Raw genomic sequence first — 25,939 nt, forward strand, 5'->3', positions numbered from 1 at the left:
TTCGAGGGGGTCGTGGGACGGCGGGGCCCGCCCCGTCCGACCTCGGACCGGGGCAGGCTCAGGCGGCGCGCACGAGCGCGCCGCGCCACGACGGCGGTCCGCGCGGCGCGGGGCGGCGGCGGGCGTCCCAGGGCAGCGGGCGCCAGGCGGGCCCGGCGACGACCGGGCCGCGCCGCACCACGGGCAGCGCCGGGGGGCCCTGCACCAGCAGGGCGACGTGCGCCAGGTGCGAGGCGACGTTCGCCGCGGCCCGGTCGCCGGCGGCGAGCAGCAGCGCCGTCAGGACGACCGCGACGGCGTGCGCGGCGAGCATCCACGTGGTGGTGCCGCCGTCCGCGGCGTGCTCCAGGTGCGTGGCGACGCCGGCCGCGGGAGGCAATGAGCCGGGCCCGAGGTCGTGGCCGGCGTGCCCGGCGAGGGCGGTGGCCGTCGTCCCGGCGTCACCGGCGGGGGCGGCGCCCAGCACCGACAGGGCGGAGTGCTGCACGAGCTGCAGCGCGACCATCGCGGGAAGCAGGCGACGGAGCGTCAGGCGGCGTCGCGCCGTCCAGACGGCGACGGGCGCCGAGAGCGCCAGCACGACCAGCCACGCGAGGGGTGCACCGGGCAGCGAGCCGCCGGCCAGGAGGTGGGCGGCGGCCGCGATGCTGAGCGTCGTGCCGGCGACGAGGAGCTCGCGCACACGACGGACGACCACGGACACCCCCGCACCCTATCCCGGCGGGCGACGCGCCTGGTGGGACGCGCGGACGCCCCTCGCGGGCGGTGGGCTACGGTGGCGCCGAACGACACGGGGTGCCTCCCGCCGTCGGCCCCGGCCGGCGCCTGGACGCTGAGATCACACCCGTCGAACCTGATCTAGCTCGCACTAGCGAAGGGATGTCGGCATGAGCGTGCGCGCACGTCACGACAGCTCCGCCCACCAGGGCACCACCGACCGTGGCACCACGGGCCAGGGCACCACCGAGCACGGCACCACCGACCGCGCGGCCCCGCCCAGCCGGCCCCGCGTCCTCGCGATCGCGGGCTCCGACCCCTCGGGCGGCGCCGGGGTCCAGGCGGACCTCAAGGCGGTCGTGGCCGCGGGCGGGTACGGGATGGCGGCGCTGACCGCCCTGACGGCGCAGAACACCCGCGGCGTGCGGGGGGTGCACGTGCCGCCCGCGGAGTTCCTCACGGCCCAGCTCGACGCGCTCGCGGACGACGTCGCGATCGACGCGGTGAAGATCGGGATGCTCGCGGCCGCGCCCGTCGCGCGGGCCGTCGGGGCGTGGCTGGACGGGCTGCCGCGCGGGGCGACGTCGCCCCGCCCGGCCGTCGTGCTCGACCCGGTGATGGTGGCCACCAGCGGCGACCGCCTGCTCGACCCGACGGCCGAGCGCGCCGTGCGGGACCTGCTCGCGAGGGTCGACGTGGTCACGCCCAACCTGCCGGAGCTCGCGGTGCTCGTCGAGGAGCCGCCGGCCGCCTCCTGGGCCGCGGCGCTCGACCAGGCGCGCCGGCTCGCCGCGCGCCACGACGTGCTCGTGGTGGCCAAGGGCGGCCACCTGACCGGCGACGACGGCGCCGGCGCCCCGGACGCCCTCGTCGGTGCCGACGGCGTGCTGCTGGAGCTGGCCGGCGAGCGGGTGCGTACGACGGCGACGCACGGCACCGGCTGCTCCCTGTCGAGCGGGCTGGCGGCCCGGTACGCCCGCACCGGCGACTGGGCCGAGGCGCTGCGCGACACGAAGGCGTGGCTCGCGGCCGCGATCCGGGCGGGGGAGGCGCTGCGCGTCGGCGGCGGGCACGGGCCCGTCGACCATCTCGCGGGGAGCACCCCGTCGGGCGCGGTGGAGCGGGAGCGGCCGGGTGCGCAGGACGGTGCCGCCGCCGCGGCCGGCCGGGCCGCCGTCGACCGGTGGTGGGACGCCGCCGCCCCGGTGCGCGCCGCGATCGACGGGCTGCCGTTCGTGCGCGCGCTCGGCGACGGGTCGCTCGCCGCCGACCGGTTCCGCACCTACCTCGAGCAGGACGCGATCTACCTGCGCGAGTACTCCCGCTGCCTGGCCCGCGCGAGCCAGCTCGCCCCCACGCGCGCCGAGCAGACCTTCTGGGCCGGCGGGGCGCACGGCGCGCTCGTCACGGAGCTCGACCTGCACACGAGCTGGCTCGGCGGCGAGCCGACCGACGTGCCGGCCAGCCGGACGACGGCGGCGTACCTCGAGCACCTGCGCGGCGCGGGCGACGACTACGCGACGCTCGTCGCCGCCGTCCTGCCCTGCTACTGGATCTACCAGGACGTGGGGGAGCGGCTGGCCGCGCTGAACCGCCCCGACCACCCGTACTCCGCCTGGCTGGGCACCTACGCCGACGAGGAGTTCGCCGCCTCGACCCGCCGGGCGGTCGCCGTCCTGCGCCGCGCCGCCGGGGACGCCGGGCCCGCCACGCGGGCGCGGATGGCGGCGGCCTTCCAGCGGGCGTGCGAGCACGAGCTCGCGTTCTTCGACCAGGCCGCCGAGCCCCGTGCGGTCGCGCTCGCCGGGGCCGCGGCGGGGTGAGGTCCGCCGCGCCGGGGCGCCTCGGGTCACCCGCCGGGTCAGCCCGGCGCCATGCCTTCGCCGCGCCTTCACCGCGTGCCGGGCAAACGCTTGCCAAGGAGGGGTGACCGGGGCAAGCGTGTCGGTGGCGGGTGTCAGAATGGTGGTGATGCCCGACACAACGCGCGCACCGCGCAGCAGCAGCAGAGGCGCCGCAGGCGCCGATCCCTCCGACAGTCCGAGGAGGAGCTCCGCCTCCTCCGCCGCGCGCCGACCCGCCGCGCCCGGCACCCCGCCCGGCCGGTCGTCGGGGCCGCCCGGTCCCGCCGGCCCGCAGGCCACGGCCGCCCCCGCGGGCTCCGAGCTCTCCACGATCGCGTCGGTGCGGCGGCTGTACCCGTACGTGCGCCCGGCCGTGCCCCGCCTCATCGGCGGCCTGTTCTCCGCGCTGGGCGCCAGCCTCGCCGCCCTCGCGATCCCGCGCGTGCTGCAGACCCTGGTCGAGGGTCCGCTCGCCGAGGGGGCGGCCGCCCACGACCTGGGCGCGCTCGTCGTGCCGGTCGTCCTGGTCCTCGTGCTCGGCGTCGCCGAGGCCGGCTTCGTCCTGCTGCGGCGCAACCTCGTGATGTACCCCGGCACGCGGATCGAGGCGGAGATGCGCATGTCGCTGTTCCGCCACCTGCAGGACCTCCCGGTCGCGTTCCACGACCGGTGGCCCGGCGGCCAGCTGCTCAGCCGCATCATGGGCGACCTCGGCCTGCTCCGCCGGTGGCTGATCTTCGGCCTCCTGCAGCTCGTGGTCAGCGCCGTGACGATCGTCGTCGGCGTCGGGATCCTCCTGGCCACCGCCGGCTGGCTCGGCCTCGTCTACCTCGCGGGCGCGATCCCCGTGACGGTCATCGCGTTCCGCTTCTCGCGGCGCTACCGCGTCATCGCGCGCCTCTCGCAGGACCAGTCGGGCGACCTCGCCACCACCGTCGAGGAGTCCGTGCACGGCATCCGCGTGCTCAAGGCCTTCGGCCGCGGCCGCGACGCCCTCGACTCGTTCACCGACCAGGCCGAGGAGCTGCGCCAGACGGAGATCCGCAAGGCCGGCAACCAGGCCACCGTCACCACCGCGCTGCAGCTCATCCCCGAGGTCACCCTCGCGGTGTGCCTCGTGCTCGGCACGGTCCTGGCCGCCCAGGGGCAGATCACCGTCGGCAGCCTCGTCGCGTTCTTCCTCACGGCCGCCGTGATCAACGGCCCCGTGGTCGACCTCGGCATGACGCTCTCGATGACGCTCAACGCCCGCACCGCCGTCGACCGCTTCTTCGAGGTCATGGAGACCCCGAACCCGCTCGCCGACCCGGCGGACCCGGTCGAGGTGGGAGCCTCCCGCGGGCAGCTCGAGCTGCGCGACGTGACCTTCCGGTACGAGGACTCCGCGCGCCCCGTGCTCGAGCACGTCGACCTCGAGCTGCCGGTCGGCACCACCACGGCGCTCGTGGGCCTCACCGGGTCCGGCAAGTCCACCCTCGCCATGGTCGTCCCGCGCATCTTCGACGTCACGGGCGGCGAGGTGCTGCTCGACGGCGTGGACGTGCGCCGCATGCGGCGCCACGACGTGCGGCGCGCCGTGGCGGTCGCCTTCGAGGACCCCACGCTGTTCTCCGCGTCCGTGCGCGACAACGTGCTCCTCGGCGTCCCGGAGGCCGGCCCCGACGCCGTCCCCGAGGCCGAGCGGGAGCGCCGGCTGCACGAGGCGATCGAGGTGGCCCAGGCCGGCTTCGTCGCCGACCTGCCCCAGGGCGTCGAGACGCGGATCGGGGAGGAGGGGCTGTCCCTGTCCGGCGGGCAGCGCCAGCGCCTCGCCCTCGCCCGCGCCATCGCCGCCCGGCCGGCGGTGCTCGTCCTCGACGACCCCCTGTCCGCGCTCGACGTCGCGACCGAGGAGGCCGTCACCACCCGCCTGCGGTCCGTGCTCGACGGCACCACCAGCCTCGTCATCGCGCACCGCCCGTCGACCGTGGCGCTCGCGGACCGGGTCGCCGTGCTGCAGGACGGGCGGATCACGGCCGTGGGCACGCACAGCGAGCTGCTCGCCACGGACGCCCACTACCGGCACGTCATCTCCAGCCTCGAGCAGGACTGGGAGGAGAGCGCCGAGCACTCGGGCCGGGAAGAGCCCGACCGCGCCCGGGCCGAGCAGGACCGCACCGAGCAGGACCATGCCGAGCAGGCCCAGACCGAGGAGGTCCAGCGGTGAGCCGCCCCAGCACCCCCGCCCCCGCCGGGGACCAGGGGCGACGTCGCCCCACCGACGCGAGCGCGGACGACGCCACCCGTCTCGACAAGGAGACGTCGCGCGCCGTCCGGTCCCGCTCGATGCGCCTGCTGGGCGAGATGCTCCGGCCGCGCCTCGGGGCCCTCGGCCTCGCCGGCGTCCTGGTCGTGCTCTCGACCCTCGGCCAGGTCGCGGGCCCGTGGCTCGTGTCCCTCTCCATCGACTCGGCGGTGCCCGACCTCATGGGCGGGGACGTCAGCACGCTTGTCATCGTGGGCTCGGCCTATCTGGTCGCCGCCGTCGTCGGCGGACTCTGCGCCGGCGCCTACGTGCGGCAGGCGGCCAGGATCGCCCAGGGGGTGCTCCTGGACCTGCGCCGGCGCGTCTTCCGGCACACCCAGCTGCTGAGCCTGGAGTTCCACGAGTCGTACACGTCGGGCCGGATCATCAGCCGCCAGACGTCCGACCTCGAGGCCCTGCGCGAGCTGCTCGACGGCGGTCTCACCGGCGTCGTGTCCTCGCTCATGCTCATGATCTTCACGGGGCTGGGCCTGTTCCTGCTCGACTGGCGCTCCGGACTGGTGCTCGCCGTCGCCCTCGTCCCCGCCTGGCTGCTGACCCGCTGGTTCCAGAAGCACTCCCAGGTCTTCTACCGCGAGCAGCGCACCGCCTCCGCGCGGCTCATCGTGAAGTTCGTCGAGACGATGACGGGCATGCGGGCCGTGCAGGCGTTCCGCCGGGAGTCCACCACCGAGGCGGAGTACGACCGGATCGGCGAGGAGTACCGCGACGCCAACCTGCGGATCTTCAGCGTCAACGGCCGCTACCAGCCCGGCCTCGTCCTCATCGGCAACGTCGCGGTCGCGGCGGCGCTCGCGGTCGGCGGGTGGCGGGTGGTGCAGGGCTCGCTCGACGTCGGCGTCCTGGTGGCCTCCCTGCTGTACGTGAAGCGGTTCTTCCAGCCGATCCAGCAGCTCGGCATGTTCTACAACTCGTTCCAGTCCGCCACGGCGGCGCTGGAGAAGGTGTCCGGTCTGCTGGCCGAGGAGCCCACCGTCGTGGAGCCGCGGCGGCCCGTGTCGTTGCCGCACGCGCGCGGCGGGCTGCGGCTGCAGGACGTCACGTTCCGCTACGGCGACGGGCCCGTGGTGCTGCCGGACCTCGACCTCGCCATCCCGGCGGGGCAGACGGTCGCGCTCGTCGGCACGACCGGCGCCGGCAAGTCCACCCTGGCGAAGCTCGTCACGCGGTTCTACGACGCCAGCGAGGGCCGCGTGCTGCTGGACGGCGTCGACGTGCGCGACCTGTCGACCACCGACCTGCGGCGCGCCGTCGTCATGGTGACGCAGGAGGCGTACCTGTTCAGCGGGTCCGTGCGGGAGAACATCGCCCTCGGGCGGCCCGGCGCGCCCCAGGCGGACATCGAGGCCGCCGCCCGTGCGGTCGGGGCGCACGAGTTCATCATGGACATGCCCGACGGGTACGACACCGACGTGAACAAGCGCGGCGGGCGCGTGTCCGCGGGGCAGCGACAGCTGCTCTCCTTCGCGCGCGCGTTCCTCGCGGACCCGGCGGTGCTGGTCCTGGACGAGGCCACGTCCTCGCTGGACATCCCCGGCGAGCGTCTGGTGCAGCACGGCCTGCAGACGCTGCTGGCCGACCGGACGGCGATCATCATCGCCCACCGGCTGTCGACCGTCGCGATCGCCGACCGTGTGCTCGTCATGGAGCACGGGCGCGTGATCGAGGACGGGACGCCCGACGAGCTGGCCGCGGGCGACGGGCACTACGCCGCCCTCAACGCGGCCTGGCAGGACTCGCTCGTCTGACGCCTCGCCTCTGACGCCTCGCCCGGCGGCCCGCCGACGACGCCCCGCCCCCGTCCCCGGGGGCGGGGCGTCGTCGTGCGCGGGGGCGGGGCCATCAAGGGCCCCGCAGGCTGGACAGCAGGTCCAGGTCCACCGGGTCGACGATCGTCTCGAGCTCGTACCGCACCCACCAGTCGCCCGTGCGCCGGTGCTCGTCGCGCGTCGTGTACCGGTAGCGGAACAGCCGCATCCGCACCCAGCGCGGGCGGTCGCCGTCGAACGGGTCGCGCCGCAGCAGGCGCAGCGTGGCCGGGTCCGCCTCCAGCAGGCGCACGCACAGCCGCCCGATCCAGGGGCCGGAGGCGCCGAGCGGCACGAACCACAGCACCCAGTCCAGCCGCAGGTGGTAGGGCGCGACCTGCGGAGGGCGCCGGTCCACCTCGCCGGGCTTGCCGCGGAAGGCGTACTCGCGCCAGTCGTCCGGGCCGGGGCGCCTCGCGAGGGTGCCCTCGACGACCACCTCGTCGCGCCGCCGCGTCACGCTGCCGAACGCGCCGTAGGCGTTGACGAGGCGCAGCGGCTCGAAGCTCGCGTTCATCTTCTGGTGGCGCGACGCGAGGTTCAGCGCCGGCCGCACCGACAGGACCGCGAGGAGCAGGGCGACGAGGGAGGCCGTGACCAGGTAGCCGAGGGGCACGTCGGTGGCCGTCGTGCCGACCGGGCCGCCGACGTCGCCGGGCAGGGCGCCGAGCAGGGTGCGCCAGACGCCGTCGGACACCATGGCGGCGCCGAGCACGATCGCCGCCCAGTTCAGCCAGGCGAAGTTCCCGGTCAGCACCAGCCAGCCCTGGGTGAGGACGACGACGCCGCCCGCGACGCTCGGCAGCGGCTGCGGCAGCCACAGCAGCCACGGCACCAGGAGCTGCGTCACGTGGTTGCCGACCACCTCCGTGCGGTGCCACCAGCGCGGCAGGTGGTGGGCGTGCCAGCTGAACGGGCCGGGCATCGGCTGGGTCTCGTGGTGGTAGTCCAGGGCCGTGAGGTCACGCCAGGCCGGGTCGCCGCGCCACTTGATGAGCCCGGCCCCGAGCTCGAGCCGGAACAGCAGCCAGCGCGCGGCCAGCACCAGCAGGAACGGGGCGGGCACCGCCGGCGACCCGAACCACGCCGCGAGGAACGCGAGCTCGCACAGGAGCGTCTCCCAGCCGAACGCGTAGAACCGCTGACCCACGGAGACGATCGACAGGTACGCGGCCCAGAGCGCCAGCAGCACGAGCGTCGTGACCCACCACGGGCCGGTCTGCGGCAGCCCGACCACGACCGCGGCGGCGCCGGCCGCGCCGAGCCCCGCGACGACCACCAGCAGCCGGTCGGAGTAGCGCACGTGGAAGAGCGAGGGCGCGGCGCGGAACCGGACGCGCGCGGTGAACGCCCGCACGGGCAGCAGCCCCCGCTCGCCGAGCAGGGGGCGGAACTGCGCGAGCGCCTGGACGAAGGCCAGGCACAGCAGGGCCGCGACGCCCCGCTGGAGGATCTCGCGGGCGACGTCGTAGTCCGTGCCGGCCCACCACCCGTCGAGCCATGTCGCGAGCCCCGGCGGCAGCGCGGCGGGGAGCTCGGCGGGCAGCCCGGCCAGGGGCTGCGCAGGCACGCCTCCACGCTAGTCGCGGGCGGCGTCCCCCGCCTCGACCAGGCGCTCGACGAGCGCGTGCGCCGCCGGTGTCGGGGCACCCACCGTGAGGGCGAGGACCTGCCGGGTGGCGCCGGGCAGGTGCTCCGTGACGACGTCGGGGTTGCGGTGCGCGCGCAGCGCCAGGGAGGGCAGCAGGCTCACGCCCGCGCCGGAGGCGACGAGAGCCTGCACGGCCACGTAGTCGTCGGTCTCGAACGCGATGCGGGGCGCGAACCCGGCCGTCGCGCAGCGGGCCACGAGGTCGGCCCGGCAGCGCTCGCAGCCGGCGATCCACGCGGCGTCGCGCAGCTCGGTGAGCGGGGGCGGGCCGGCGGCGCCGGCCGCCGCGGCGCGGGGGTCGTCGGCACGGCGGACCAGCGCGATGGGCTCCTCGTGCACCACGGTCGCCTCGAACCGTGAGAGGTCCATCACCGGGCGCGCGTGCCCCACGTCCGTGTGCCGGAAGACGAGGGCCACGTCGACGTCCCCGGCCTGCAGCGCGGCCACGGCCTCGGGCGGCTCGGCCTCGACCAGCCCGACGCCGAGCCCCGGGTGCTCCGCGCGGAGCCCGGCCACCGCGGCGGGCACGAGCGTCGCCAGGGCGGACGGGAAGGCGGCGAGGCGGGCACGACCGGCCCGGAGGCCGGCGAGGGCGTCGAGCTCGCGGCGCGCGCCCTCGACACGGCCCAGGATCTCCTCGGCCCGCGCGGCGAGGAGCCGCCCCGCCTCGGTGAGGCGGACTCCTCGGCCCGCCCGCTGCAGCAGGGGGAGGCCGGCCTCGGCCTCGAGGCGCGCGAGGTGGTGGCTGACGGAGGGCTGCGCGTAGTGCAGCTCACGGGCCGCGGCGGTCACCGACCCGGTGCGCGCGACGGCGGCGAGCACGCGCAGCCGCGTGAGGTCGAGGTGGGGCGGGGGAGCGGGTTCGACGGACACGGCGGCCAGCCTACGACGATCCATCGACGGGGTCTATGACGTGCAGTCAGAACAGGCATTGGACCTATCAGTCGGCCGCGGGCGATCCTGCTGTGATGACGACCCCGCTCCCGACGCCCGCCCCGTCGGCCGACGTGCCGGCACCCCCGACGATGCGCGACGTGCTGTCCGCTGCCCGCCGGATCGACGGGCTCGTCGTCCGCACGCCCGCGCTGCGTCACCCGGAGCTCGCCCGCGCGGTCGCCGACGCGGGCGCGGCGGGGGCGGACCTCGTCGTCAAGCACGAGAACCTCCAGCACACCGGGGCGTTCAAGGTCCGCGGCGCCCTCAACCTGCTGCTCGGGTTCGACGACGACGCGCGCCGCCGCGGCATCGTCGCCTACTCGACGGGCAACCACGCCCAGGCCCTCGCGTTCGCCGCCCGGCATACCGGGACCGGGTGCACGATCGTCATGCCGCACCACCCGAACCCGCTGAAGGAGCGCGCGGTGCGCGACCTCGGCGCCGACGTCGTGCTGCACGGCGAGACCTTCGACGACGCCCGCGAGGAGGCCGGCCGGATCGCCGCGGCGACCGGCGCGCGGCTCGTCGGCGCCGCCAACGAGCCCGTCCTCGTGGCCGGGGTCGCGACCGCCACCCTGGAGCTGCTGGAGCAGGCGCCGGACCTCGACGTCCTGGTGGTGCCCGTCGGGGGCGGCTCCGGCGCCGCCGCCGCGTGCCTCGTCGCGGGTGCGCTGGCGCCGGGGCTGCGGGTGGTCGCGGTGCAGGCCGCCGCCTCCCCGGCCGCGCACGACTCGTGGCGCGCCGGCGAGCTGCGCACCGCGGCGAACACGACCCGCGCCGAGGGGCTCGCCGTCGGATGCGGCTTCGCGCTCACCCAGGCCGTGCTGCGCGAGCGGCTCGCCGACTTCCTCCTGGTGGACGACGACGCGATCGCCGCCGCCCAGCGCGCCTACCTCACGGGCGCGCGCACCGTCGCGGAGGGCGCGGGCGCCGCCGCGCTGGCCGCGGTCCTCACGCATCCGGCGCAGTTCGCCGGGCGCCGCGTGGGCGTCGTCTGTTCCGGCGGCAACGCGAGCGAGACCGAGCTCCGCCGGGCCCTGGGCGCCTGAGCGTCCGAGCGGGCGGCGCCGCGGACGCGCGCCGCGCGCGGGCTCGCCGCCCCATCTCGGGTGGGGGAGGGGCGCCCGGGGATACGCTGCCGGGCATGGCCCGCTACTTCGACGTCCACCCGGTCGACCCGCAGCCCCGGGCGATCGGGCAGGTGGTCGCGATGCTGGGCGAGGGGGCGCTCATCGCGTATCCCACGGACTCCGGCTACGCCCTGGGCTGCCGGGTCGGCCAGCACGACGGCACCGAGCGGATCCGCCAGATCCGGCACCTCGACGCGGGCCACCACTTCACGCTCGTGTGCGCCGACTTCGCGCAGCTGGGGCAGCTCGTGCGCCTGGACAACACCGCGTTCCGTGCAATCAAGGCGGCCACGCCCGGGCCCTACACGTTCATCCTCCCGGCCACGGCGGAGGTGCCGCGGCGCCTGGCGCACCCCAAGAAGAAGACCATCGGCGTGCGCATCCCCGCGTCCCGGGTGGTGCAGGCGCTGCTGCGCGAGCTCGGCGAGCCGCTGCTGTCCTCGACGCTGATCCTGCCCGGCCAGGAGCAGCCCCTCACGGACGGCTGGCAGGTCAAGGAGGAGCTCGACCACGTGGTCGACGCCGTCGTCGACGGCGGCGAGGTGGTGGCCGAGCCCACGACCGTCGTCGACTGGTCGGAGGGGTACCCCGAGGTCGTGCGCGTGGGCGCGGGGGACCCGGCGCGCTTCGAGTAGGCAGCCAGGCCGCGGACGCCCGGCCGGCGGGGCCGCCGCCCCGGCTAGGGTGCTGCTCATGAGCGACCGCGGACTTGCCCTGGCCCGAGAGAAGATGTCGGCGGAGGGCGTCGCCCCCGCCGCGATCGAGACCTTCACCCGCTTCTACCGCCTCCTCGAGTCCGGCGAGACGGGCCTGGTGCGCGAGGCCGACGTCGACCCCCTGGTCGACCTGCCGCGGCACGCGGACCTCGACGTCCCGGCCGCCGACGCCCAGGCCGCGCTGGCCCGGACCGCGATCATCAAGCTCAACGGCGGGCTCGGCACGTCGATGGGGATGGACAAGGCCAAGTCGCTGCTCACGGTGCGCGACGACGCGCCGGGCGCCGACGGGGGCGCCCTCACCTTCCTCGACGTCATCGTCCGCCAGGTGCGCGCGGCCCGGGAGGCCACCGGTGCCCGGCTGCCGCTGGTGCTGATGAACTCCTTCCGCACCCGGGACGACACGCTCGCCGCGCTCGCGCCGTACGCCGACCTCGCCGTCGACGGGCTGCCGCTGGACTTCCTGCAGAACCGCGAGCCCAAGCTGCGCGCGGACGACCTGGAGCCCGTCGACTGGCCGGCCGACCCGACCCTCGAGTGGTGCCCGCCGGGGCACGGCGACCTGTACCCGGCGCTGCACGCGTCGGGCGTCGTGCGGACGCTCCTGGACGCGGGCTTCCGCTACGCGAGCGTCTCCAACTCGGACAACCTCGGCGCGGCCCCCGACGGCGCCATCGCCGCCTGGTTCGCCGCCTCGGGCGCCCCGTACGCCGCCGAGATGTGCCTGAAGTCGCCGGCGGACGTCAAGGGCGGGCAGCTCGTGGTCCGCAAGAGCGACGGGCGCATCGTGCAGCGCGAGACGGCGCAGACCCACCCGGACGACGTCGACGTGTCCCTGGACCCGTCCGTGCACCCGTACTTCCACACGAACAACCTCTGGTTCGACCTCGAGGCGCTGGCCGCCGAGCTCGACCGCACCGGCGGCGTCCTCGAGCTGCCGCTGATCCGGAACGAGAAGACCGTGGACCCCACGGACGCGTCGTCCCCGGCGGTCGTGCAGATCGAGTCCGCGATGGGCGCGGCCGTGGCCGTCTTCGAGGGCGCCACGGCGATCGAGGTGGGCCGGGAGCGGTTCCTGCCGGTGAAGACCACCAGCGACCTCCTGCTGATGCGCTCGGACGTCTACGAGCTCACCGACGGCTACCGGCTCGTCGCCCAGGTCGCCGCGCCGCTGGTGAAGCTGTCCAAGACGTACAAGACGATCTCCCGCTTCGACGAGCGCTTCGCCGCGGGCGCGCCCTCGCTGCGCGCCGCGTCGTCGCTCACCGTCGAGGGCGACTGGACCTTCGGCGCGGGCGTCCGCGCCGAGGGCGACGCCGCCCTGCCCGACGAGGGCCGGCGCGCGACCGTGCCGGACGGCGCCACCGTCACCGCGGACGGCGTCGCCCCCTGACCGTCGCGCGCGACGCTACGCGGGCAGGTCGACCACGCGGTCGGCGCCCGTGACGGGCACGAGGGCGCCGGCGGACGCGGCGGCGAGGTCGTCGCGCAGCCGGGGGAGCGCTGCGGGCGGCACGAGCAGCGCGAGGCGGGCGACGGCGGCGTACGTGGGCTCCTCGAGGACGGCGTCGTGGGTCGACGCCCAGTCGCGGAGCAGGTGGTCCACCCGGCCGGCGTCGGCGTGCGGCACGTCGACGGTGACCTCGGTGAGCACCTCCCGCCGTCGCAGGAGCCCGTCGGACGCGGCGACGTCGAGGGCCTCGGCGACCGCGCCGGAGTAGGCGCGGACCAGCCCGCCCGCGCCCAGCAGCACCCCGCCGAAGTAGCGGGTCACGACCGCGACGACGTCCGTCACCTGCCGGCGGCGCAGCACCTCGAGCATGGGCACGCCCGCGGTGCCGGACGGCTCACCGTCGTCGGAGGAGCGCTGCTGGTCGGCCCGGGTGCCGACGACGAGGGCCACGCAGTGGTGCCGCGCGTCCCAGAGCTCCTTGCGCACCCGCGCGACGACGGCATCGGCCTCCTCGACGCTCCGGGCGGGGGCCAGGTGCGCCAGGAAGCGCGACCTCTTGATCACGAGCTCGTGGTCGACGGGGGCGGCGAGGGTCCCGGGGAGCGGCGCGGGGGCGGGGCTGGCGGGGCTGCTCACCCGGACGAGGCTACGTCGTCGGGCGACACGCCGACGGCCTCCCGATAAAAAGTGTGCCAAGCGCCAGGATGGGCCCATGACGCCGCACCCGGGGGAGCCCCCCGCGCCCGTGCCCACCGACGGTTCCGTCGCCGCAGCCGACCCGGCGGGAGCGGCCGCGCCCGCCGCGGGCCGGTACCCGCGCCCCACCGTCTCGCTGGACGAGGCGGACTGGGTGTGGCGGGAGCTGTCGGTGGAGGCGCTGCGTCCCGGGGGGAAGCCGGAGGTCGTGCGCCTGGCGGTGATCGCGGGCCTGACCCGGGCGACCGGTGCGCGGTACGGGGACCTGCTGCGCGTGCGCGCCGAGGATCTCGACCTCGGGCCGGACCCGGCGGCGGCGAGCCGGCGTGGGCGCGTGGGCGGCGCCCGCGAGCCGGGGGAGGGGAGGGTCGTCCTGCGGCACGGCAAGCACCGCACCGTCCGGGAGCATCGCCTGCCGCCGGAGGTGGTGCTGCTGCTGCGGCACTGGATGGTGGTGCGGACGGAGCTCGCCGCCGAGCTGGAGGGGTCCGTGCCGCGGGCGCTGCTGCTCACCGTGCACCACACGCACGACCACGGCACCACGGTCGCGAGCGGGCTGCCGATCACCCGGCAGGGGCTGGTGCTGTCGTGGCGGCGCTTCGTGCACCGGACGAACGCGCGGTACGGGGCGGTGCGGCCTCCGCTGCCCACGCGGTTCGAGCAGGTGCGTCGGGCGTGGGTCGACGCGGGCGTGCCCGACCTCGGTCGGGAGCTCACGCCCTCCGACGAGGACTCCGTTCGATAAAATAGTGTGCCAAGCGCTCTGAAACAGCAGGGCGGCCCGGGCGGGCACCTGACCACCCGGCACGGGAGACCCGGGCGCCTCGGGCCGTGGCGTCAGGCGGTGGCGATGCCGAGCAGCGGGGCGTCGGGGGAGTGCGACGGCAGCTCGTGGAAGCCGTAGCGGTCGTAGAAGGCGCGGGCGCGGGTGTTGGCGGGGTCCATGCCGAGATGGACGCCGGGCACCCCGCGCGCGGCCAGCGCCGAGCGCAGCGTGTCCAGCAGCGTGCGGCCCAGGCCCTGCCCCTGGTTCTCGGGCAGCAGGTCGATGTGCAGGTGCGCCGGGTACCCGTCGAGCTCGCCGGCGGTGAGGCCCCGCACCATGCGGCCGCCGTCCTTCCCGGCGTCGAGGAGCGCGGCCTCGGGGAAGCCCGGCTCGCGGCCCGTGGGCGACGTGCCCGGCTCCGGGTGCCGCGCGGCGAACCCGGGTCCCCAGGCCTGCCCCCACCAGGAGGCGAACTCGCGCGTGTCGGCGACGCCGATGACGTAGCCCGTCAGGCGGCCGTCCTCGACGCGCAGCACGTCGTCGGCCGGGTCGGCGGGGCTCTCGCCGTGGAGGTCGCGGCCGAGCTCGTCGTCGGGGCGGACGACGACGAACGCGAGGTCGGGCGAGTGGTCGACGTAGGGCAGGGCGAAGACCTCGGGCATGAGGAGGTCGTCGGAGTACAGGCCGCGGGCGTCGCCGCCGCCCGCGGCGGTACGGACGCACACCTCGGCGACGGCGGCCCGGTCGGTGGGGCGGTAGCGGCGGATCACGGGCACATCATGCCGCGACCGGGGGCGGTGCGGCACGGGGTTCCTCGAGGGCACGCTGCGGGGGGGCCGTCGGCCGGTGCCGACGACCCGCCCGCAGTGCCTGCTCGACCTTCCGCGCGGTCAGCCCTCGGAGACGGCGCCGCCGGCGCTCTCCAGGTGGGCCCGCACGAACCAGTGGAACAGCTCCAGGTCGTGCAGGTGCCCGATGAGCAGGTCGTTCGTGACGTCGTCGAGCCCGGCCGTCTCGGTGGCCGCCTTGCGGTGCGAGGAGATCACGCCCTGGTAGACGTGGTCCAGCGCGTGCAGGTGCTCGGTGGTCGTGGCCCGGCCGAGCGCGTAGTCGTCCCACGTGCGCGCGGCGACGATCGCGCCGGGGGTCCCGACGGGCGCGACGCCGAGGGTGGCGATCCGCTCCGCGATCGCGTCGGTCATCGCGCGCACGGCGTCGACCTGGGGATCGATCATCTCGTGGACGGCGATGAAGTGCGGCCCCACCACGTTCCAGTGCACGTGCTTCAGCGTGAGGTGCAGGTCGGTGAGGGCGACGAGCCGCTCCTGCAGGATCGCGGCGACGCGGGCGCCCTCCTCCGGCGTGAGCGAGGGGACGGTGTAGCGGGGGAGCTCGGGCATCGGGGACCTCCGGTGTCGGTGCGTCGGCGCGCGGGTGCGGTCAGCGCGCCCCGCCATCCTCGGCCCGGACGACGGTCCACGCGAGCGCTGCCAGGGCCACCACGCCGAGGGCCACGAGCCAGGCGACCGGGTGGCCGGCGAGCGCCCAGGCGGCGGCGCCGAGGACGAGCGCGGCTCCCACCAGCAGGCCGTCGCGCGCGAGGGTGCGACGCAGGGCGGCGAGCTCCACCTGGTCGACCGCTGACAGGTGGTGCGCCCACCAGCCGAGCCGGGTCACGACGTACCCGAGGGGTGCGAGCCACAGCGTCGCGGGGTCGAAGGGTGCCTCGACGGACCCGAGGAGCAGGAGCGCGGCGGCGACGAGGGCGACGTGAGCGGGCGCGGGGCCGGGGCGGACGGCGGCCCAGACGGCCAGCACGACGGCGAGGACGGCGTAGAGCTCGGTGAGGACGGTGGTGCGGGCACCGGCGGCGGCGACGAGCACGAGGACGGCGACGGGGAACGCGGCGCGCAGCGTCCAGCCCGGGAGGCGGCGGCCGGTCTCGACGCCCACCGCGGGCAGCGGGCGGCCCGTGGCGCGGCGGGCCCGCCACCAGGCGCGGACGCGGGCGCGCAGGCCGGTCATCGGGCGCCCGCCCCCGCGTGGTGGCGCTCGGCGGCGCGGACCAGGGCCTCGAGCCGGAGCGGTGCGTCGTGGCGTGCCTCGCCGGCCCAGCGCACGACGGGGACGCCCTCGGCGGCGGCGCGGCGCAGGCGGTCGTCGCGCTCGGCGCGGGTCACGCGCCAGGCGAGGCGCATGTGCTCCTCCCGGGCGCCGCGGACGTCGGGCAGGGTGTCGACGAGGACGACGGGATGCCCGACGGCGCGCCAGGCGCGCAGCAGCTCGACCGGCTCGTCGTCGAGGACGGTGCTGAACAGGTAGACGATCGCGTCGGCGGGGACCTGCGGGGCGCGCAGCCGGCGTTCGGGGGTGCCGCTGGGGCTGCTGAGCGCGAGGGCGTGCAGCACCCGGCGCAGGTGTCGCCGGCCGGCGGCGGGCGGCAGGGGGCGCCGGTGGCGGCCCAGGTCGTCGACGCCGACGCGGTCGCCGGCGGTGACGAGGGCGGCGGCCACGGACGCTGCGGCGTGCCGGGCGAGGTCGAGGGACGTGGGCTCGTCGACGCGCTGGGGGCCGGTGCCGCGCCAGGTGCGCAGGTCGGGGCCGACGTCGTCGCGGGAGTCGACGACGAGGACGGCCGTCGCCTCGGCGGCGGCGTACGTGCGCCGCACGTAGAGGGTCTCCAGGTCCGGGGACCGTCGGGCGGTGGTGCGCCAGTCGATCCGCCGCAGCCGGTCGCCGGGCGTGAACGGGTGCACGTCGCGCAGCTCGTTCCCGTCGCCGAGGCGGCGGGAGGTGTGCGGGCCGGTGAGGCCGCGCAGCCGGCGGGGGACGGGGACCCGGCCGAGGGGCATGGCCGTGGGCAGTACGAGGCGGTCGGGCGCGGTGGCGCCCACGGGGTCCTCGGCGGCGGTCCCGCCCGCGCCGTGGCCGCGCGCGTCGACCTGGAACGTGCGCTGGGGCCCGGTCCGGACGGTGCTGAGGGTGAGGGGGAGCTCGCGCGCGTCCGCGGCGACCACCACGCCGGTGGTGCGGTGCCCGGGCGCGAAGACGCGCGCGTGCACGAGCTCGGCGCCGTCGGGCGGGTCGATCCGGAGGGTCGCGCGCAGCTCGCCCGGGGCGGCGGGGCCGCCGTCGGGCTCGATCGTCAGGGCGGTGCCGCGCCGGGGGGTGGTGGCGCGCCAGGCGCCGGGCCGCCCCGCCCAGAGCGCGCCGAGCAGCGGGGCGACGCCCAGGAGGGCCACGTCGGCGCGACCGGCGAGCAGGCCCAGCCCGAGGACGAGCACCCCGGCACCGACCCCGGCCGCCGCCTGCGGGCTGCGCCTCCACACGGCGGGTGTCACCGCTCCCGGCCGACGGTGGCGGGGCCCGGCACCGACGCCAGCATCTCGGCGACGACGTCCTCGGCGCGCACCGCGGACGCCCACGCGGTGGGCGTGAGGGTGAGGCGGTGGGCCAGCACGGGGACCGCGACGCGCTTGACGTCCTCGGGCAGCACGAAGTCGCGGCCGTCGAGGACGGCGACCGCTCGGGCGAGCAGGAGCAGGTTCTGGGACCCGCGCGGGGACGCCCCCACCTCGAGCGCGCCGTGCCGGCGGGTGGCCGCCGCGAGGTCGACGCAGTAGCCGGCGACGTCGGCGTCGACCTCGGTGGTCTCGACCCCGGCCTGCATGGCGAGGACCGTGGCGGCGTCGACGACCGGGCGCACGGTCGCGGCCTCCTGGCGGCGGGCCACGCGGCGCAGCAGCACGTCCTGCTCCTGGTCGCGGTCGGGGTAGCCGACCGCGAGGCGGACCATGAACCGGTCGAGCTGCGCCTCGGGGAGCGGGTAGGTGCCCTCGTACTCGACGGGGTTGGACGTGGCCATGACGTGGAACGGCTGCGGGAGGGGCCGGCTCGCGCCGTCGACGGAGACCTGTCGCTCGGCCATCGCCTCGAGGAGCGCCGACTGCGTCTTGGGCGGGGTGCGGTTGATCTCGTCGGCGAGGAACAGGCCGGTGAACACGGGGCCGGGGCGGAAGACGAACTCCCGCGAGGACGGGTCGAACACCGACGACCCGGTGATGTCGCTGGGCAGCAGGTCGGGGGTGCACTGCAGGCGGGCGAAGTCGAGGCCGAGGGCCGTGGCCAGCGATCGGGCGGCGAGGGTCTTGCCGAGCCCGGGCACGTCCTCGAAGAGCACGTGCCCGCCGGCGAGCACGGTCGCGAGGGCGAGCTCGAGCGTGTCCCGCATCCCGACGACGGCGGTGCCGACCTCGTCGAGGACGCGGCGCCCGAGGGCGGCCACCTCGGCGACGGGCAGGGGGTGGGCGGCGGGGGTGACGGGCGGCTCGACGGTCATGGGCGGGGCCTTCCTGCGGGGCTGACGGACGGTGCTGGGGTGGTGGCCGGGCGAGGCGCGGCGGGCCCGGACGCGGGCGCGTCCAGCGCCTCGATCGCGTCCAGCCAGCGGTGCACCTCGACCCGCGCGACCTGGCGGCGGGCGGTGAGCCCGGCGACGACGTCGGCCCCGAGCAGGCGCTCGGCGGCGTCGCGGCCGGCGGGGGTGGCGAGGTCGACGCCGTCGGCGGCCAGCCGCGCCGCCGCGAGCTCCCGGACTCGGCGCAGCACGCGGTCCCCGACGGCGCCGCTGCGGGTGAACGTGGCCCAGCCGAGCTCGCTCACGTCGTTCCGGGCGCCCTCGCGCCGGTCCACGGGCGGGTCGGGCCACGGCACCTCGTCGCCGTCGTCGAGCCGCCGCCACAGCACCACGGCCGTGGCCGCGACCACGACGAGCAGCGCCGCGTGGAGCAGGTCGAGCGCCCCCGTGAGGGCGAGGACCGCGACGGCCGCGAGCGCCGGCAGGGCGACGGTGAGCAGGGCGCGGGGAAGCCGGGGGCGGGTCATGCGTCGGGCTCGGTGCCGCGGGTGGGGCCGAGGGCTCGCGCGATGTGGGACAGGGCGCTGCGGGCGTCTCGCACGGCGTCGGCGCCGACGGGCCGGTCGGTGAAGCGGGCGCGCTGGTAGAGGCGGCGGAGGGTGTCGACGTCCGCGGTGGGGACGGTGCGGCCGTCATGGCGCTGGGCGGTGAGGAGGAGCGCGGTGAACTCGGTGGCGGTCTGGGCTGGTGCGCGGGTGGTGCCGTGCTCGGCGGCGGCGTCCTCGAGGGCGACCCAGGCCGCCACGACGGCGTCGTGGGGGGTGGCTGCGGCGTCGACGCGGGCGAGGGCGGTGTCGACGGCGTCCTGGAGCTGGGGCAGGGCGAGCGCGGCGGGGGTGCCGGTGGTGGCGGCGCCGGGGGCGAGGGGGTCGGGCTCGTCGTCGTCCTCGGCGGTGGCGAGGGCGCGCAGGACCCGGCGGGCGAGGAGCACGACGAGGTAGAGGAGGAAGAGGGCGCCGGCGATGCTGAGGGCGACGACGATCCAGGTGATCAGGTCGAAGGAGGTGTCGGGCCGGTCGGTGGGGACGAGGTCGCCGGGCCGTCGGTCGCTGACGGGGTCGCTGGCGGTGGGCGCGGGCAGGACGAGGTCGGGTACGCGGACGCGCCAGGGGGTGGCGGTGGCGGCGCCGAGGACGACGAGGGTGGCGAGGAGCGCGGCCGCGAGCGGCGCGACGGCCGCGCGTGCGGGTCGGCGGGGTGGCCTCGTCGGCGGGGCTGCCATGCGACGACCGTAGCGGGTGCCGTGGAGCGGGTGCAGGGGTGTCTCCCCGGTGGGTGGTTCGGCCGTGGGGCCGTCAGGGTGCCGCGGGGTCGCCCTGGGCGAGGCGGGCGGCGTGGACCCCGGCGACCGCGGCGGTGACGAAGGCGGCGGGGTCGCCGTCGAGGGTGCGGCCCATGGTGGACAGGCGGGCGGGGGAGCCGCGGAGCGCCTCGAGGAGGGCGGCGTCGGCGGGGACGTCGACGAGGTGGTGGCGGGGCGCGAGGGCGGCGGCCTGCTCGCGCACCTCCCCGGTGAGCTCGGCGCCCCAGGCGGGCAGGGCCTCGAGGTCGTCGGTGGGGGTCGGCACGGGGACGTCGGCGGCCGCGAGCGCCACGCGGCCGTAGGCGGTGAGGCTGTGGTGGGAGACGCCGCGGTGCCGGTCGCGGGGGTCGGCGCCGGAGACGCGCAGGGAGGCGACGGGGCGGCCGGCGAGGGTGGCGGCCGCGTTGACGGCTTCGCCGGCGGCGACGCCGGAGAAGCCCCACCGGGTGCCGGTGCCGAGGTTGCCGGGTCCTTGGGCGACGACGACGAGGTCGGCGCCGGCGACGTGGCGGGCGGCGAGGAGGCCGGTGTGCACAGTGACGGCCTCGAGGTCGCCGCCGAAGGCCTGGCCGACGGTGACGGTGGCGGCGAGCCACCCGGTGTCGCGAAGGGTGGCGACGGTGCGGGAGAAGGCGGCGGGCAGGGCGCCGCCGTCGGTCATGACGTAGGCGACGCGCGGGTGGGGGCGCCCGGCGAGCTCGGCGGCGTGGCGGGCGCCGGCGACGACGGCGGGCAGGGCGGAGTGGAGGTCGGCGACGACGACGGGGAGGCCGGCGAGGTCGTCGGCGTCGCGGAGGGTGTCGTGGTGGTCGGACTCCTGCTCGTCGACGCCGAGCACCATGGCCTGCAGGGGGGTGTAGCGGGCCTTGACGAGGTGGCCGGGGCCGGGCGGGGGGTCGGCGGGCAGGGCTGCGGGGGTGCTGCCGGCGGGGCCGACGACGAGGGCGTACCCGCCGGTGCCGAGGCCGCGGGCGAGGGCGGAGACGTTGAGCAGGAGCCGGTCGCCGACGTCGGGGTCGCCGACGAGGGTGGTGTACGCGAGGCCGCGGACCTCGCCGGGCGCGGTGGTGAGGTCGCGGGCGGGCAGCGGGGCGTCGAGGCGGACGGTGACCTCGCGGGCCCCGGTCCAGGCGTTGCCGCGGGCGGTGACGGTGCCGGTGCGCCACGTGACGTGCCCGGCGGGCGTGTCGCGGGGGGCGGCGGGCTGGGGCTGGTTCGGCGCTGTCGTCACCCGTGGAAGGCTACCGGCGACTAGGTTGGTCCCGATGCCTGCGAACCCCGTGGACCCGGCTCCTGCCGCGCCTTCCGCCCCTGTGTCGTCGTCGCGGGGCACGCCGCCCGCCGAGCGCCTCCTGAACCTCGTCATCGCCCTCGTGAACACGAGCGCGTCGATGACGAAGCAGCAGGTGCGCGCGGGGGTGGCGGGGTACGGCGACGCGCCGTCGACGGAGGCGTTCGAGCGGATGTTCGAGCGGGACAAGGACACGCTGCGGGCGCTGGGCATCCCGATCGTCACGGTGGACGCGGGCGGGCACAGCGACGAGGTCGGCTACCGGATCGACAACGACGCGTACGCGCTGGGCGCGGTGGACCTCACGCCGGCGGAGCTGGGCGTGGTCGCGCTGGCCGCGCAGCTGTGGTCGGACAAGACGCTGCGCACGGACATGTCGCGCGCGATGACGAAGCTGCGCGCGGCGGGCGCGGGGGAGGTCGCCGCGGACGCGGTGGCCGGCCTGGCGCCGCGCGTGCGGGCGGCGGGCGACGCGTACGTGCCGCTGCTGGAGGCGGTCTCGGAGCGGCGCGACGTGTCGTTCCGGTACCGGGCGGCGAGCACCGGGCAGGAGCTGACGCGGCACGTCGAGCCGTGGCGGATCGCGGCGCGGGGCAGCGGCTGGTACCTGGTGGGCTTCGACCGGGCGCGGGCCGCGGCCCGGGTGTTCCGGCTGTCGCGGATCGCGGGGCGGGTGCGCGTCGGGTCGCAGGCGGACGCGTTCGACGTGCCCGACGAGGTCGACGTGGACGCGATGCTGGGGGAGCGGGTCGGGGTGCTGCAGCGCGCGCTGCTGGCGGTCGTGCCGGAGCGGGCGCAGGCGCTGCGGGCCCGCGCCCTGCCGGCCCCCACGGACGGTGGCGCCGGTGGTGGCGCGGGTGGTGGCGCCCGGGCCGACGGGCGGGACGTCGTCGAGGTGGAGTTCCGGAGCCTGTCGGCGCTGGCGGACGAGGTGGCCGGGTACGGGCCCGCGGTCGTGGTGCTGGAGCCGGCGCAGCTGCGGGCGGACGTGCTGCGGCGGCTGACGGCGGCGGCGACGCTCGACGACCCGCCGGGTCCCGCGAGCGCGGCGGGGACGACATCGGGGGCGGGGACGACGGGGACCGAGGAGCGGGCGGATGGCTGAGCGGGCGGACGACCGGCTGGTGCGGCTGCTGGGCCTGGTGGCGTTCCTCGACGGCGCGGGGCCGGTGCGGGTGGAGGAGCTCGCGGACCGGTTCGGCGTGACGCCCCGGCAGGTGCGCGAGGACGTGGACGCCCTGTGGGTGTCGGGCACGCCCGGGTACATGCCGGACGACCTCATCGACTTCGACGCCTACTCCCTGGAGGACGGCGTCGTGTCCCTGACGCAGGCGCGCGGCATGACGCGCCCGCTGCGGCTCGGCACGCGGGAGGCCGTGGCCCTGGTGGCGGCGCTGCGGGCCATGCACGCGTCGCCGGCGGTGCAGGCGGACCGCCGGCGCGCCGCGGTCGTGGCGTCCGCGCTGGACAAGCTGACGGCCGCGACGGGCGAGGCGGCGGGCGCGGTGGACGTGCAGCTCGAGGGCGAGGGCGACCCGCAGGTCGTGGCCGCCGTGACGAGCGCGCTCGCCGAGGGCCGCCGGCTGCACCTGCGGTACGTGAACGCGGCGGACGTGACCACCGAGCGCGACGTCGACCCGCTGCGCCTGCTCACCCAGGACGGCGCGATGTACCTCGTGGGCTGGTGCCTGCGGGCGTCGGGCCGGCGCACGTTCCGCGTGGACCGGATCCTCGCGGCCGACGTGCTCCAGGAGCCGGTCGCGGAGCACGACGTGACGGTCGCGGGCGACCTGGGCGCCGACGTGTGGGCGTCCGTCGCGCACCGCGGCGCGCCGGTGGCGACCCTGACGCTCGCGTCCGCGGCCCGGTGGGTCGCGGAGGAGGTGCCGGCGGAGTCGGTGCGCGACCTGCCCGACGGCACCGTCGAGGTGCGGCTGCGGGTGACGAACCCGGCCTGGCTACGCCGCCTGCTGCTCGCCAACGCCCCCGACGTCGTGGCCGTGGACCCGCCGGACGTCGCCCGCGACGTCGCGCAGGCGGCCCGCGGCGCCCTCGACGCCTACGCGGCCACGGGGCCCGCCACGGGGCCGGGCGGCGGGTCCGCCGCGCGGCCCGGCGGGGTCCCTGCCACGGGGACCGCGCCCGGGCCCGTAGGCTGACCGCCATGTGGGGCTGGATCTGGGCCGGGCTGGTCGTGGGCACGCTCGTCGGAGCGTTCTTCGTGGGCCGTCACCTGTGGCGCGCGGGGATGCGCGCGCTGCGGGAGGCCTCGCGCGCCGGCGAGGCGCTCGGGTCGGCGTCGGACCGGATGGCCGCCGCCGTCGCGGAGGCCGAGGCGCACCGGGCCGACACGTCCCCCACGATGTTCGACGACCCGGTCGTGCTGCGCGAGCGCGTGGCCGACCAGCGCCGTCTGCGTGCCGAGCGGGCCACCGTGCGCCGCGCCCGGCAGGAGGCGACGTGGAGCGGCTGGGGCACGCAGAGCTGGCTCGACCGCCGCACCGCGGAGAAGGCGGCCCGGGCCGGCGGACGCCCCCGCCGGACGGCGAACCTGTGACGCGCGACACCCAGCACTCCCAGGACCCACTAGGGTTGATCCCGACAGACCCCGCCCACGGGCGGACGAGAACGAGGAGCCATTCTCATGGGCATGCTCAAGCCCTGGCACATCATCGTGCTGGTGATCGTGATCCTGCTGCTGTTCGGGGCGCGCAGGCTCCCTGACCTGGCGCGCAGCGTCGGGCAGTCGCTGAAGATCTTCAAGTCGGAGGTCAAGGACCTCACGGACGACGGCAAGCTCAACGACTCGAACGAGCCGAAGCCCGACACGACGGCACAGACGCCGTCGTCGCCGGTCGCCGGCAGCACCACCCCTCCGACGCAGGCGAACCCGGGTACGGGCGCCGGCCAGGAGCAGATCCCGGGTCTCATCGACCCGAACCACCCGCGGGGGTAGTCCGTGCCCGGAGACACCCGGGACCCCGAGGGGCGCATGCCCCTGCGCGAGCACCTGCTGGAGCTGCGCAAGCGGCTCTTCCTCGCCGCCTGCGGGCTCGTCGTGGGTGCCGCGGCCGGATGGGTCCTGTACGAACCGCTGCTGTCCGCGTTGCAGGCCCCGCTGGCCGTCGCGGCGCAGGAGCAGGGCAAGACGATCGCGCTCAACTTCACGGGTATGGCGTCCGCGCTCGACATGAAGATCAAGGTCGCGCTGTTCCTCGGCGTGATCGTGTCGTGCCCGTGGTGGCTCTACCAGCTGTGGGCGTTCATCACCCCGGGGCTGACCCGCAAGGAGAAGGGGTACGCGTACGGCTTCCTGGGCGCGGCCGTCCCCCTGTTCCTCGGCGGCGCCGCCCTCGCGTGGTGGGTGCTGCCGCACGCCGTGGACATCCTCGCGGGGTTCGTCCCCGACGGGGCGACCAACTTCACGGACGCGCAGGGATACCTCAGCTTCGTCATGCGGCTGGTGCTGGCGTTCGGCATCGCGTTCGTCTCGCCCGTGTTCCTCGTGGGCCTGAACATGGCCGGCGTGCTGCGGCACGAGACGCTCGCCAAGGGGTGGCGGTGGGCCGTCCTCATCGCGTTCGTGTTCGCGGCGGTGATGACGCCGACCCCGGACGCGCTCACGATGATCTTCGTCGCGACGCCGATCGTCGTGCTCTACTTCGGCGCCCTCGGGCTGTGCATCCTGCACGACCGACGGGTCGACAAGCAACGGGTCGCCCCCGCTGTCTGACGGCCGCCCCGGATCCCGCGCCCGCCGCCTCGGCGTCGTCGTCAACCCGACCGCCGGCAAGGGACGCGCCGCCAACGCGGGCGTCGGCGTCCTGGCGGGGCTCCGGCGCGCCGGGCACGACGTCGTCGACCTGTCCGGCCCGGACGCGGACGCGGCGCTCGCCCGTGCCCGGGCCGCCGTCGACGGCACGTCCGGCATGTCCGGCCCGGACGGCACGGTGGACGCGCTCGTCGTGGTCGGCGGGGACGGCATGGTGCACCTGGGTGCCCAGGCCGTCGCCGGCACCGGCGTGCCCCTCGGCATCGTCCCCGTCGGCACCGGCAACGACTTCGCCGCCACCCTCGGCCTGCCCGTGCGCGACCCCGCCGCGGCCGGGCTGGCGCTGTGCCGGGCCCTGGACGTCGGCGCCGCGGGCCGTCGCGCCGTCGACGCGGCGTTCGTCACCGGCCCCGGCGTGCCGCCGGGCGGCCGGTGGGTCGCGGGAGCGGTGTCCGCGGGGCTCGACGCCGCCGTCAACGCGCGCGCCAACCAGCTGCGGTACCCGCGCGGCAGCGCCCGGTACACCGTCGCCGCCGCGCTCGAGCTGGTGCGCTACCGCCCCTGGTCCTACCGGCTGACGTTCGACGGCGTCGTCGACGCCTCCCCGACCGGCAAGGCGCCCGCGCCCGCGACCGCGACCGCCGGGCGCAGGACTGGACGGGCTCCCCGCCCCGGCGACGGCCTGCACCTGCGCCCCGGGCCCGCGGGCACCGCGACGTGGACCGGGCGGGCCGCGCTCGTCACCGCCGCCAACGGCCCCCAGATCGGCGGCGGCATCCGCGTCGCCCCGCACGCGTCGCTCGACGACGGCCTGCTCGACGTCCTCGTCGCCACCGACCTGTCCCGGCCGGGCGCCCTCGCCGTGTTCCCCAGCATGTTCACCGGCGGCCACGTGCGCCGCCGCAAGGTGCACGTCGTGCGGGCGCGCGGGGTCACCATCGAGCCCGGCCCCGACGCGTGGGTCGCCGGCGAGCGCCCCCTGCCGGTGGCGCACGCGGACGGCGAACGCCTGGGGCCGCTGCCGCTGCGGGTCGAGGTCCGCGCCCGGGCCGTCGAGGTGCTGGTCGCGCCCCGCTGACGGGGGACGGCGCTCCTGGGCGTCGCCGAGCACGGACCCGCACGGACCTGCACGGC

25 protein-coding genes and 1 riboswitch are annotated in these 25,939 nt (G+C 76.9%); of the genes, 13 read left to right on the forward strand and 12 right to left on the reverse strand.

From position 1 onward, the window contains the following. Window positions 1-58: 58 nt before the first annotated feature. The gene (locus ACFU9A_RS12660; RefSeq protein ID WP_430575638.1) at window positions 59-703 is read right to left on the reverse strand and encodes a hypothetical protein; all 645 of its coding nucleotides are present in this window, start codon (window positions 701-703) and stop codon (window positions 59-61) included. Window positions 704-781: 78 nt separating this feature from the next. Continuing rightward, window positions 782-897: riboswitch (TPP riboswitch) on the forward strand. Here ACFU9A_RS12660 and ACFU9A_RS12665 point away from each other — a divergent pair. The 3 genes from ACFU9A_RS12665 (at window position 888) to ACFU9A_RS12675 (ending at window position 6,614) form a co-directional block, all read left to right on the forward strand. After that, window positions 888-2,540 carry a bifunctional hydroxymethylpyrimidine kinase/phosphomethylpyrimidine kinase gene (locus ACFU9A_RS12665; RefSeq protein ID WP_430575639.1) on the forward strand — a complete coding sequence of 551 codons (1,653 nt, stop codon included), beginning with the start codon at window positions 888-890 and terminating at the stop codon, window positions 2,538-2,540. (Overlaps the previous riboswitch by 10 nt.) Before the next feature lie 361 nt (window positions 2,541-2,901). Further along, entirely contained in the window at window positions 2,902-4,767 is a 1,866-nt protein-coding gene (locus tag ACFU9A_RS12670; protein ID WP_430575640.1) for an ABC transporter ATP-binding protein, read from the forward strand. Then, window positions 4,764-6,614: an ABC transporter ATP-binding protein gene (locus ACFU9A_RS12675; RefSeq protein ID WP_430575641.1), complete on the forward strand. Its 1,851-nt coding sequence runs from the start codon at window positions 4,764-4,766 to the stop codon at window positions 6,612-6,614. The genes ACFU9A_RS12670 and ACFU9A_RS12675 overlap by 4 nt, the downstream gene beginning before the upstream one ends. A 94-nt stretch (window positions 6,615-6,708) precedes the next feature. On the opposite strand, the gene ACFU9A_RS12680 is transcribed toward ACFU9A_RS12675, so the two are convergent. Both ACFU9A_RS12680 and ACFU9A_RS12685 read right to left on the reverse strand, forming a co-directional pair. Next, on the reverse strand, window positions 6,709-8,196 hold the full coding sequence (locus tag ACFU9A_RS12680) for a lipase maturation factor family protein (protein ID WP_430576462.1): 1,488 nt from the start codon (window positions 8,194-8,196) through the stop codon (window positions 6,709-6,711). Window positions 8,197-8,253: 57 nt separating this feature from the next. Then, window positions 8,254-9,198: a LysR family transcriptional regulator gene (locus ACFU9A_RS12685; RefSeq protein WP_430575642.1), complete on the reverse strand. Its 945-nt coding sequence runs from the start codon at window positions 9,196-9,198 to the stop codon at window positions 8,254-8,256. Between the two features lie 95 nt (window positions 9,199-9,293). Here ACFU9A_RS12685 and ACFU9A_RS12690 point away from each other — a divergent pair, with 95 nt between their 5' ends. From ACFU9A_RS12690 to ACFU9A_RS12700, 3 genes are all read left to right on the forward strand, one after another. Beyond that, on the forward strand, window positions 9,294-10,310 hold the full coding sequence (locus ACFU9A_RS12690) for a threonine/serine dehydratase (RefSeq protein WP_430575643.1): 1,017 nt from the start codon (window positions 9,294-9,296) through the stop codon (window positions 10,308-10,310). A gap of 95 nt (window positions 10,311-10,405) precedes the next feature. Continuing rightward, window positions 10,406-11,026 carry an L-threonylcarbamoyladenylate synthase gene (locus ACFU9A_RS12695; RefSeq protein WP_430575644.1) on the forward strand — a complete coding sequence of 207 codons (621 nt, stop codon included), beginning with the start codon at window positions 10,406-10,408 and terminating at the stop codon, window positions 11,024-11,026. Between the two features lie 58 nt (window positions 11,027-11,084). After that, on the forward strand, window positions 11,085-12,500 hold the full coding sequence (locus ACFU9A_RS12700) for a UTP--glucose-1-phosphate uridylyltransferase (protein WP_430575645.1): 1,416 nt from the start codon (window positions 11,085-11,087) through the stop codon (window positions 12,498-12,500). 15 nt (window positions 12,501-12,515) lie between these two features. Here ACFU9A_RS12700 and ACFU9A_RS12705 read toward each other — a convergent pair whose 3' ends face one another. Then, window positions 12,516-13,196 (reverse strand): IMPACT family protein, encoded by a 681-nt coding sequence (locus ACFU9A_RS12705; RefSeq protein ID WP_430575646.1) that lies wholly within the window; start codon window positions 13,194-13,196, stop codon window positions 12,516-12,518. Window positions 13,197-13,272: 76 nt separating this feature from the next. Between ACFU9A_RS12705 and ACFU9A_RS12710 the strand changes: the two genes are divergently transcribed. Continuing rightward, entirely contained in the window at window positions 13,273-14,001 is a 729-nt protein-coding gene (locus tag ACFU9A_RS12710) for a hypothetical protein (RefSeq protein WP_430575647.1), read from the forward strand. Between the two features lie 92 nt (window positions 14,002-14,093). On the opposite strand, the gene ACFU9A_RS12715 is transcribed toward ACFU9A_RS12710, so the two are convergent. From ACFU9A_RS12715 to ACFU9A_RS12750, 8 genes are all read right to left on the reverse strand, one after another. Next, the gene (locus ACFU9A_RS12715; protein ID WP_430575648.1) at window positions 14,094-14,792 is read right to left on the reverse strand and encodes a GNAT family N-acetyltransferase; all 699 of its coding nucleotides are present in this window, start codon (window positions 14,790-14,792) and stop codon (window positions 14,094-14,096) included. Between the two features lie 120 nt (window positions 14,793-14,912). Then, window positions 14,913-15,422 (reverse strand): Dps family protein, encoded by a 510-nt coding sequence (locus ACFU9A_RS12720; protein WP_430575649.1) that lies wholly within the window; start codon window positions 15,420-15,422, stop codon window positions 14,913-14,915. A 40-nt stretch (window positions 15,423-15,462) separates the two neighbouring features. Further along, window positions 15,463-16,047: a hypothetical protein gene (locus tag ACFU9A_RS12725; protein WP_430575650.1), complete on the reverse strand. Its 585-nt coding sequence runs from the start codon at window positions 16,045-16,047 to the stop codon at window positions 15,463-15,465. Continuing rightward, entirely contained in the window at window positions 16,044-17,363 is a 1,320-nt protein-coding gene (locus ACFU9A_RS12730) for a DUF58 domain-containing protein (RefSeq protein WP_430575651.1), read from the reverse strand. Before ACFU9A_RS12730 ends, ACFU9A_RS12725 begins: the two co-directional genes overlap by 4 nt. Continuing rightward, on the reverse strand, window positions 17,360-18,361 hold the full coding sequence (locus tag ACFU9A_RS12735; RefSeq protein WP_430575652.1) for an AAA family ATPase: 1,002 nt from the start codon (window positions 18,359-18,361) through the stop codon (window positions 17,360-17,362). The genes ACFU9A_RS12730 and ACFU9A_RS12735 overlap by 4 nt, the downstream gene beginning before the upstream one ends. After that, window positions 18,358-18,906: a hypothetical protein gene (locus ACFU9A_RS12740; RefSeq protein WP_430575653.1), complete on the reverse strand. Its 549-nt coding sequence runs from the start codon at window positions 18,904-18,906 to the stop codon at window positions 18,358-18,360. The genes ACFU9A_RS12735 and ACFU9A_RS12740 overlap by 4 nt, the downstream gene beginning before the upstream one ends. Further along, on the reverse strand, window positions 18,903-19,661 hold the full coding sequence (locus ACFU9A_RS12745) for a DUF4129 domain-containing protein (RefSeq protein ID WP_430575654.1): 759 nt from the start codon (window positions 19,659-19,661) through the stop codon (window positions 18,903-18,905). Before ACFU9A_RS12745 ends, ACFU9A_RS12740 begins: the two co-directional genes overlap by 4 nt. 73 nt (window positions 19,662-19,734) lie before the next feature. Further along, entirely contained in the window at window positions 19,735-20,973 is a 1,239-nt protein-coding gene (locus ACFU9A_RS12750) for a DUF3866 family protein (RefSeq protein WP_430575655.1), read from the reverse strand. Between the two features lie 34 nt (window positions 20,974-21,007). Here ACFU9A_RS12750 and ACFU9A_RS12755 point away from each other — a divergent pair, with 34 nt between their 5' ends. From ACFU9A_RS12755 to ACFU9A_RS12780, 6 genes are all read left to right on the forward strand, one after another. Further along, complete coding sequence (locus ACFU9A_RS12755) at window positions 21,008-22,138, forward strand: helix-turn-helix transcriptional regulator (RefSeq protein WP_430575656.1); 1,131 nt, start codon at window positions 21,008-21,010, stop codon at window positions 22,136-22,138. Then, complete coding sequence (locus tag ACFU9A_RS12760; protein WP_430575657.1) at window positions 22,131-23,192, forward strand: helix-turn-helix transcriptional regulator; 1,062 nt, start codon at window positions 22,131-22,133, stop codon at window positions 23,190-23,192. The genes ACFU9A_RS12755 and ACFU9A_RS12760 overlap by 8 nt, the downstream gene beginning before the upstream one ends. 5 nt (window positions 23,193-23,197) lie before the next feature. Continuing rightward, on the forward strand, window positions 23,198-23,590 hold the full coding sequence (locus ACFU9A_RS12765; RefSeq protein ID WP_430575658.1) for a hypothetical protein: 393 nt from the start codon (window positions 23,198-23,200) through the stop codon (window positions 23,588-23,590). 93 nt (window positions 23,591-23,683) lie between these two features. Continuing rightward, window positions 23,684-23,989, forward strand: coding sequence for a Sec-independent protein translocase subunit TatA (gene tatA, locus ACFU9A_RS12770; RefSeq protein WP_430575659.1), 306 nt, complete (start codon window positions 23,684-23,686; stop codon window positions 23,987-23,989). Between the two features lie 36 nt (window positions 23,990-24,025). Then, on the forward strand, window positions 24,026-24,766 hold the full coding sequence (tatC, locus tag ACFU9A_RS12775; protein WP_430576463.1) for a twin-arginine translocase subunit TatC: 741 nt from the start codon (window positions 24,026-24,028) through the stop codon (window positions 24,764-24,766). Further along, window positions 24,759-25,883, forward strand: coding sequence for a diacylglycerol/lipid kinase family protein (locus ACFU9A_RS12780; RefSeq protein ID WP_430576464.1), 1,125 nt, complete (start codon window positions 24,759-24,761; stop codon window positions 25,881-25,883). The genes tatC and ACFU9A_RS12780 overlap by 8 nt, the downstream gene beginning before the upstream one ends. The last annotated feature ends 56 nt before the right edge of the window (window positions 25,884-25,939 follow it).

The sequence above is a fragment of the Isoptericola sp. NPDC057653 genome (assembly GCF_042799955.1).
Classification (GTDB): Bacteria; Actinomycetota; Actinomycetes; order Actinomycetales; family Cellulomonadaceae; genus Isoptericola.

What these genes read in the sequence shown, in the direction of transcription:
- ACFU9A_RS12665 (WP_430575639.1), top strand. Translation starts at nt 888, where the DNA reads ATGAGCGTGCGCGCACGTCACGACAGCTCCGCCCACCAGGGCACCACC.
- ACFU9A_RS12690 (WP_430575643.1), top strand. Translation starts at nt 9,294, where the DNA reads ATGACGACCCCGCTCCCGACGCCCGCCCCGTCGGCCGACGTGCCGGCA.
- ACFU9A_RS12695 (WP_430575644.1), top strand. Translation starts at nt 10,406, where the DNA reads ATGGCCCGCTACTTCGACGTCCACCCGGTCGACCCGCAGCCCCGGGCG.
- ACFU9A_RS12700 (WP_430575645.1), top strand. Translation starts at nt 11,085, where the DNA reads ATGAGCGACCGCGGACTTGCCCTGGCCCGAGAGAAGATGTCGGCGGAG.
- ACFU9A_RS12710 (WP_430575647.1), top strand. Translation starts at nt 13,273, where the DNA reads ATGACGCCGCACCCGGGGGAGCCCCCCGCGCCCGTGCCCACCGACGGT.
- ACFU9A_RS12720 (WP_430575649.1), bottom strand. Translation starts at nt 15,422, where the DNA reads ATGCCCGAGCTCCCCCGCTACACCGTCCCCTCGCTCACGCCGGAGGAG.
- ACFU9A_RS12725 (WP_430575650.1), bottom strand. Translation starts at nt 16,047, where the DNA reads ATGACCGGCCTGCGCGCCCGCGTCCGCGCCTGGTGGCGGGCCCGCCGC.
- ACFU9A_RS12735 (WP_430575652.1), bottom strand. Translation starts at nt 18,361, where the DNA reads ATGACCGTCGAGCCGCCCGTCACCCCCGCCGCCCACCCCCTGCCCGTC.
- ACFU9A_RS12740 (WP_430575653.1), bottom strand. Translation starts at nt 18,906, where the DNA reads ATGACCCGCCCCCGGCTTCCCCGCGCCCTGCTCACCGTCGCCCTGCCG.
- ACFU9A_RS12745 (WP_430575654.1), bottom strand. Translation starts at nt 19,661, where the DNA reads ATGGCAGCCCCGCCGACGAGGCCACCCCGCCGACCCGCACGCGCGGCC.
- ACFU9A_RS12755 (WP_430575656.1), top strand. Translation starts at nt 21,008, where the DNA reads ATGCCTGCGAACCCCGTGGACCCGGCTCCTGCCGCGCCTTCCGCCCCT.
- ACFU9A_RS12760 (WP_430575657.1), top strand. Translation starts at nt 22,131, where the DNA reads ATGGCTGAGCGGGCGGACGACCGGCTGGTGCGGCTGCTGGGCCTGGTG.
- ACFU9A_RS12765 (WP_430575658.1), top strand. Translation starts at nt 23,198, where the DNA reads ATGTGGGGCTGGATCTGGGCCGGGCTGGTCGTGGGCACGCTCGTCGGA.
- tatA (WP_430575659.1), top strand. Translation starts at nt 23,684, where the DNA reads ATGCTCAAGCCCTGGCACATCATCGTGCTGGTGATCGTGATCCTGCTG.
- tatC (WP_430576463.1), top strand. Translation starts at nt 24,026, where the DNA reads ATGCCCCTGCGCGAGCACCTGCTGGAGCTGCGCAAGCGGCTCTTCCTC.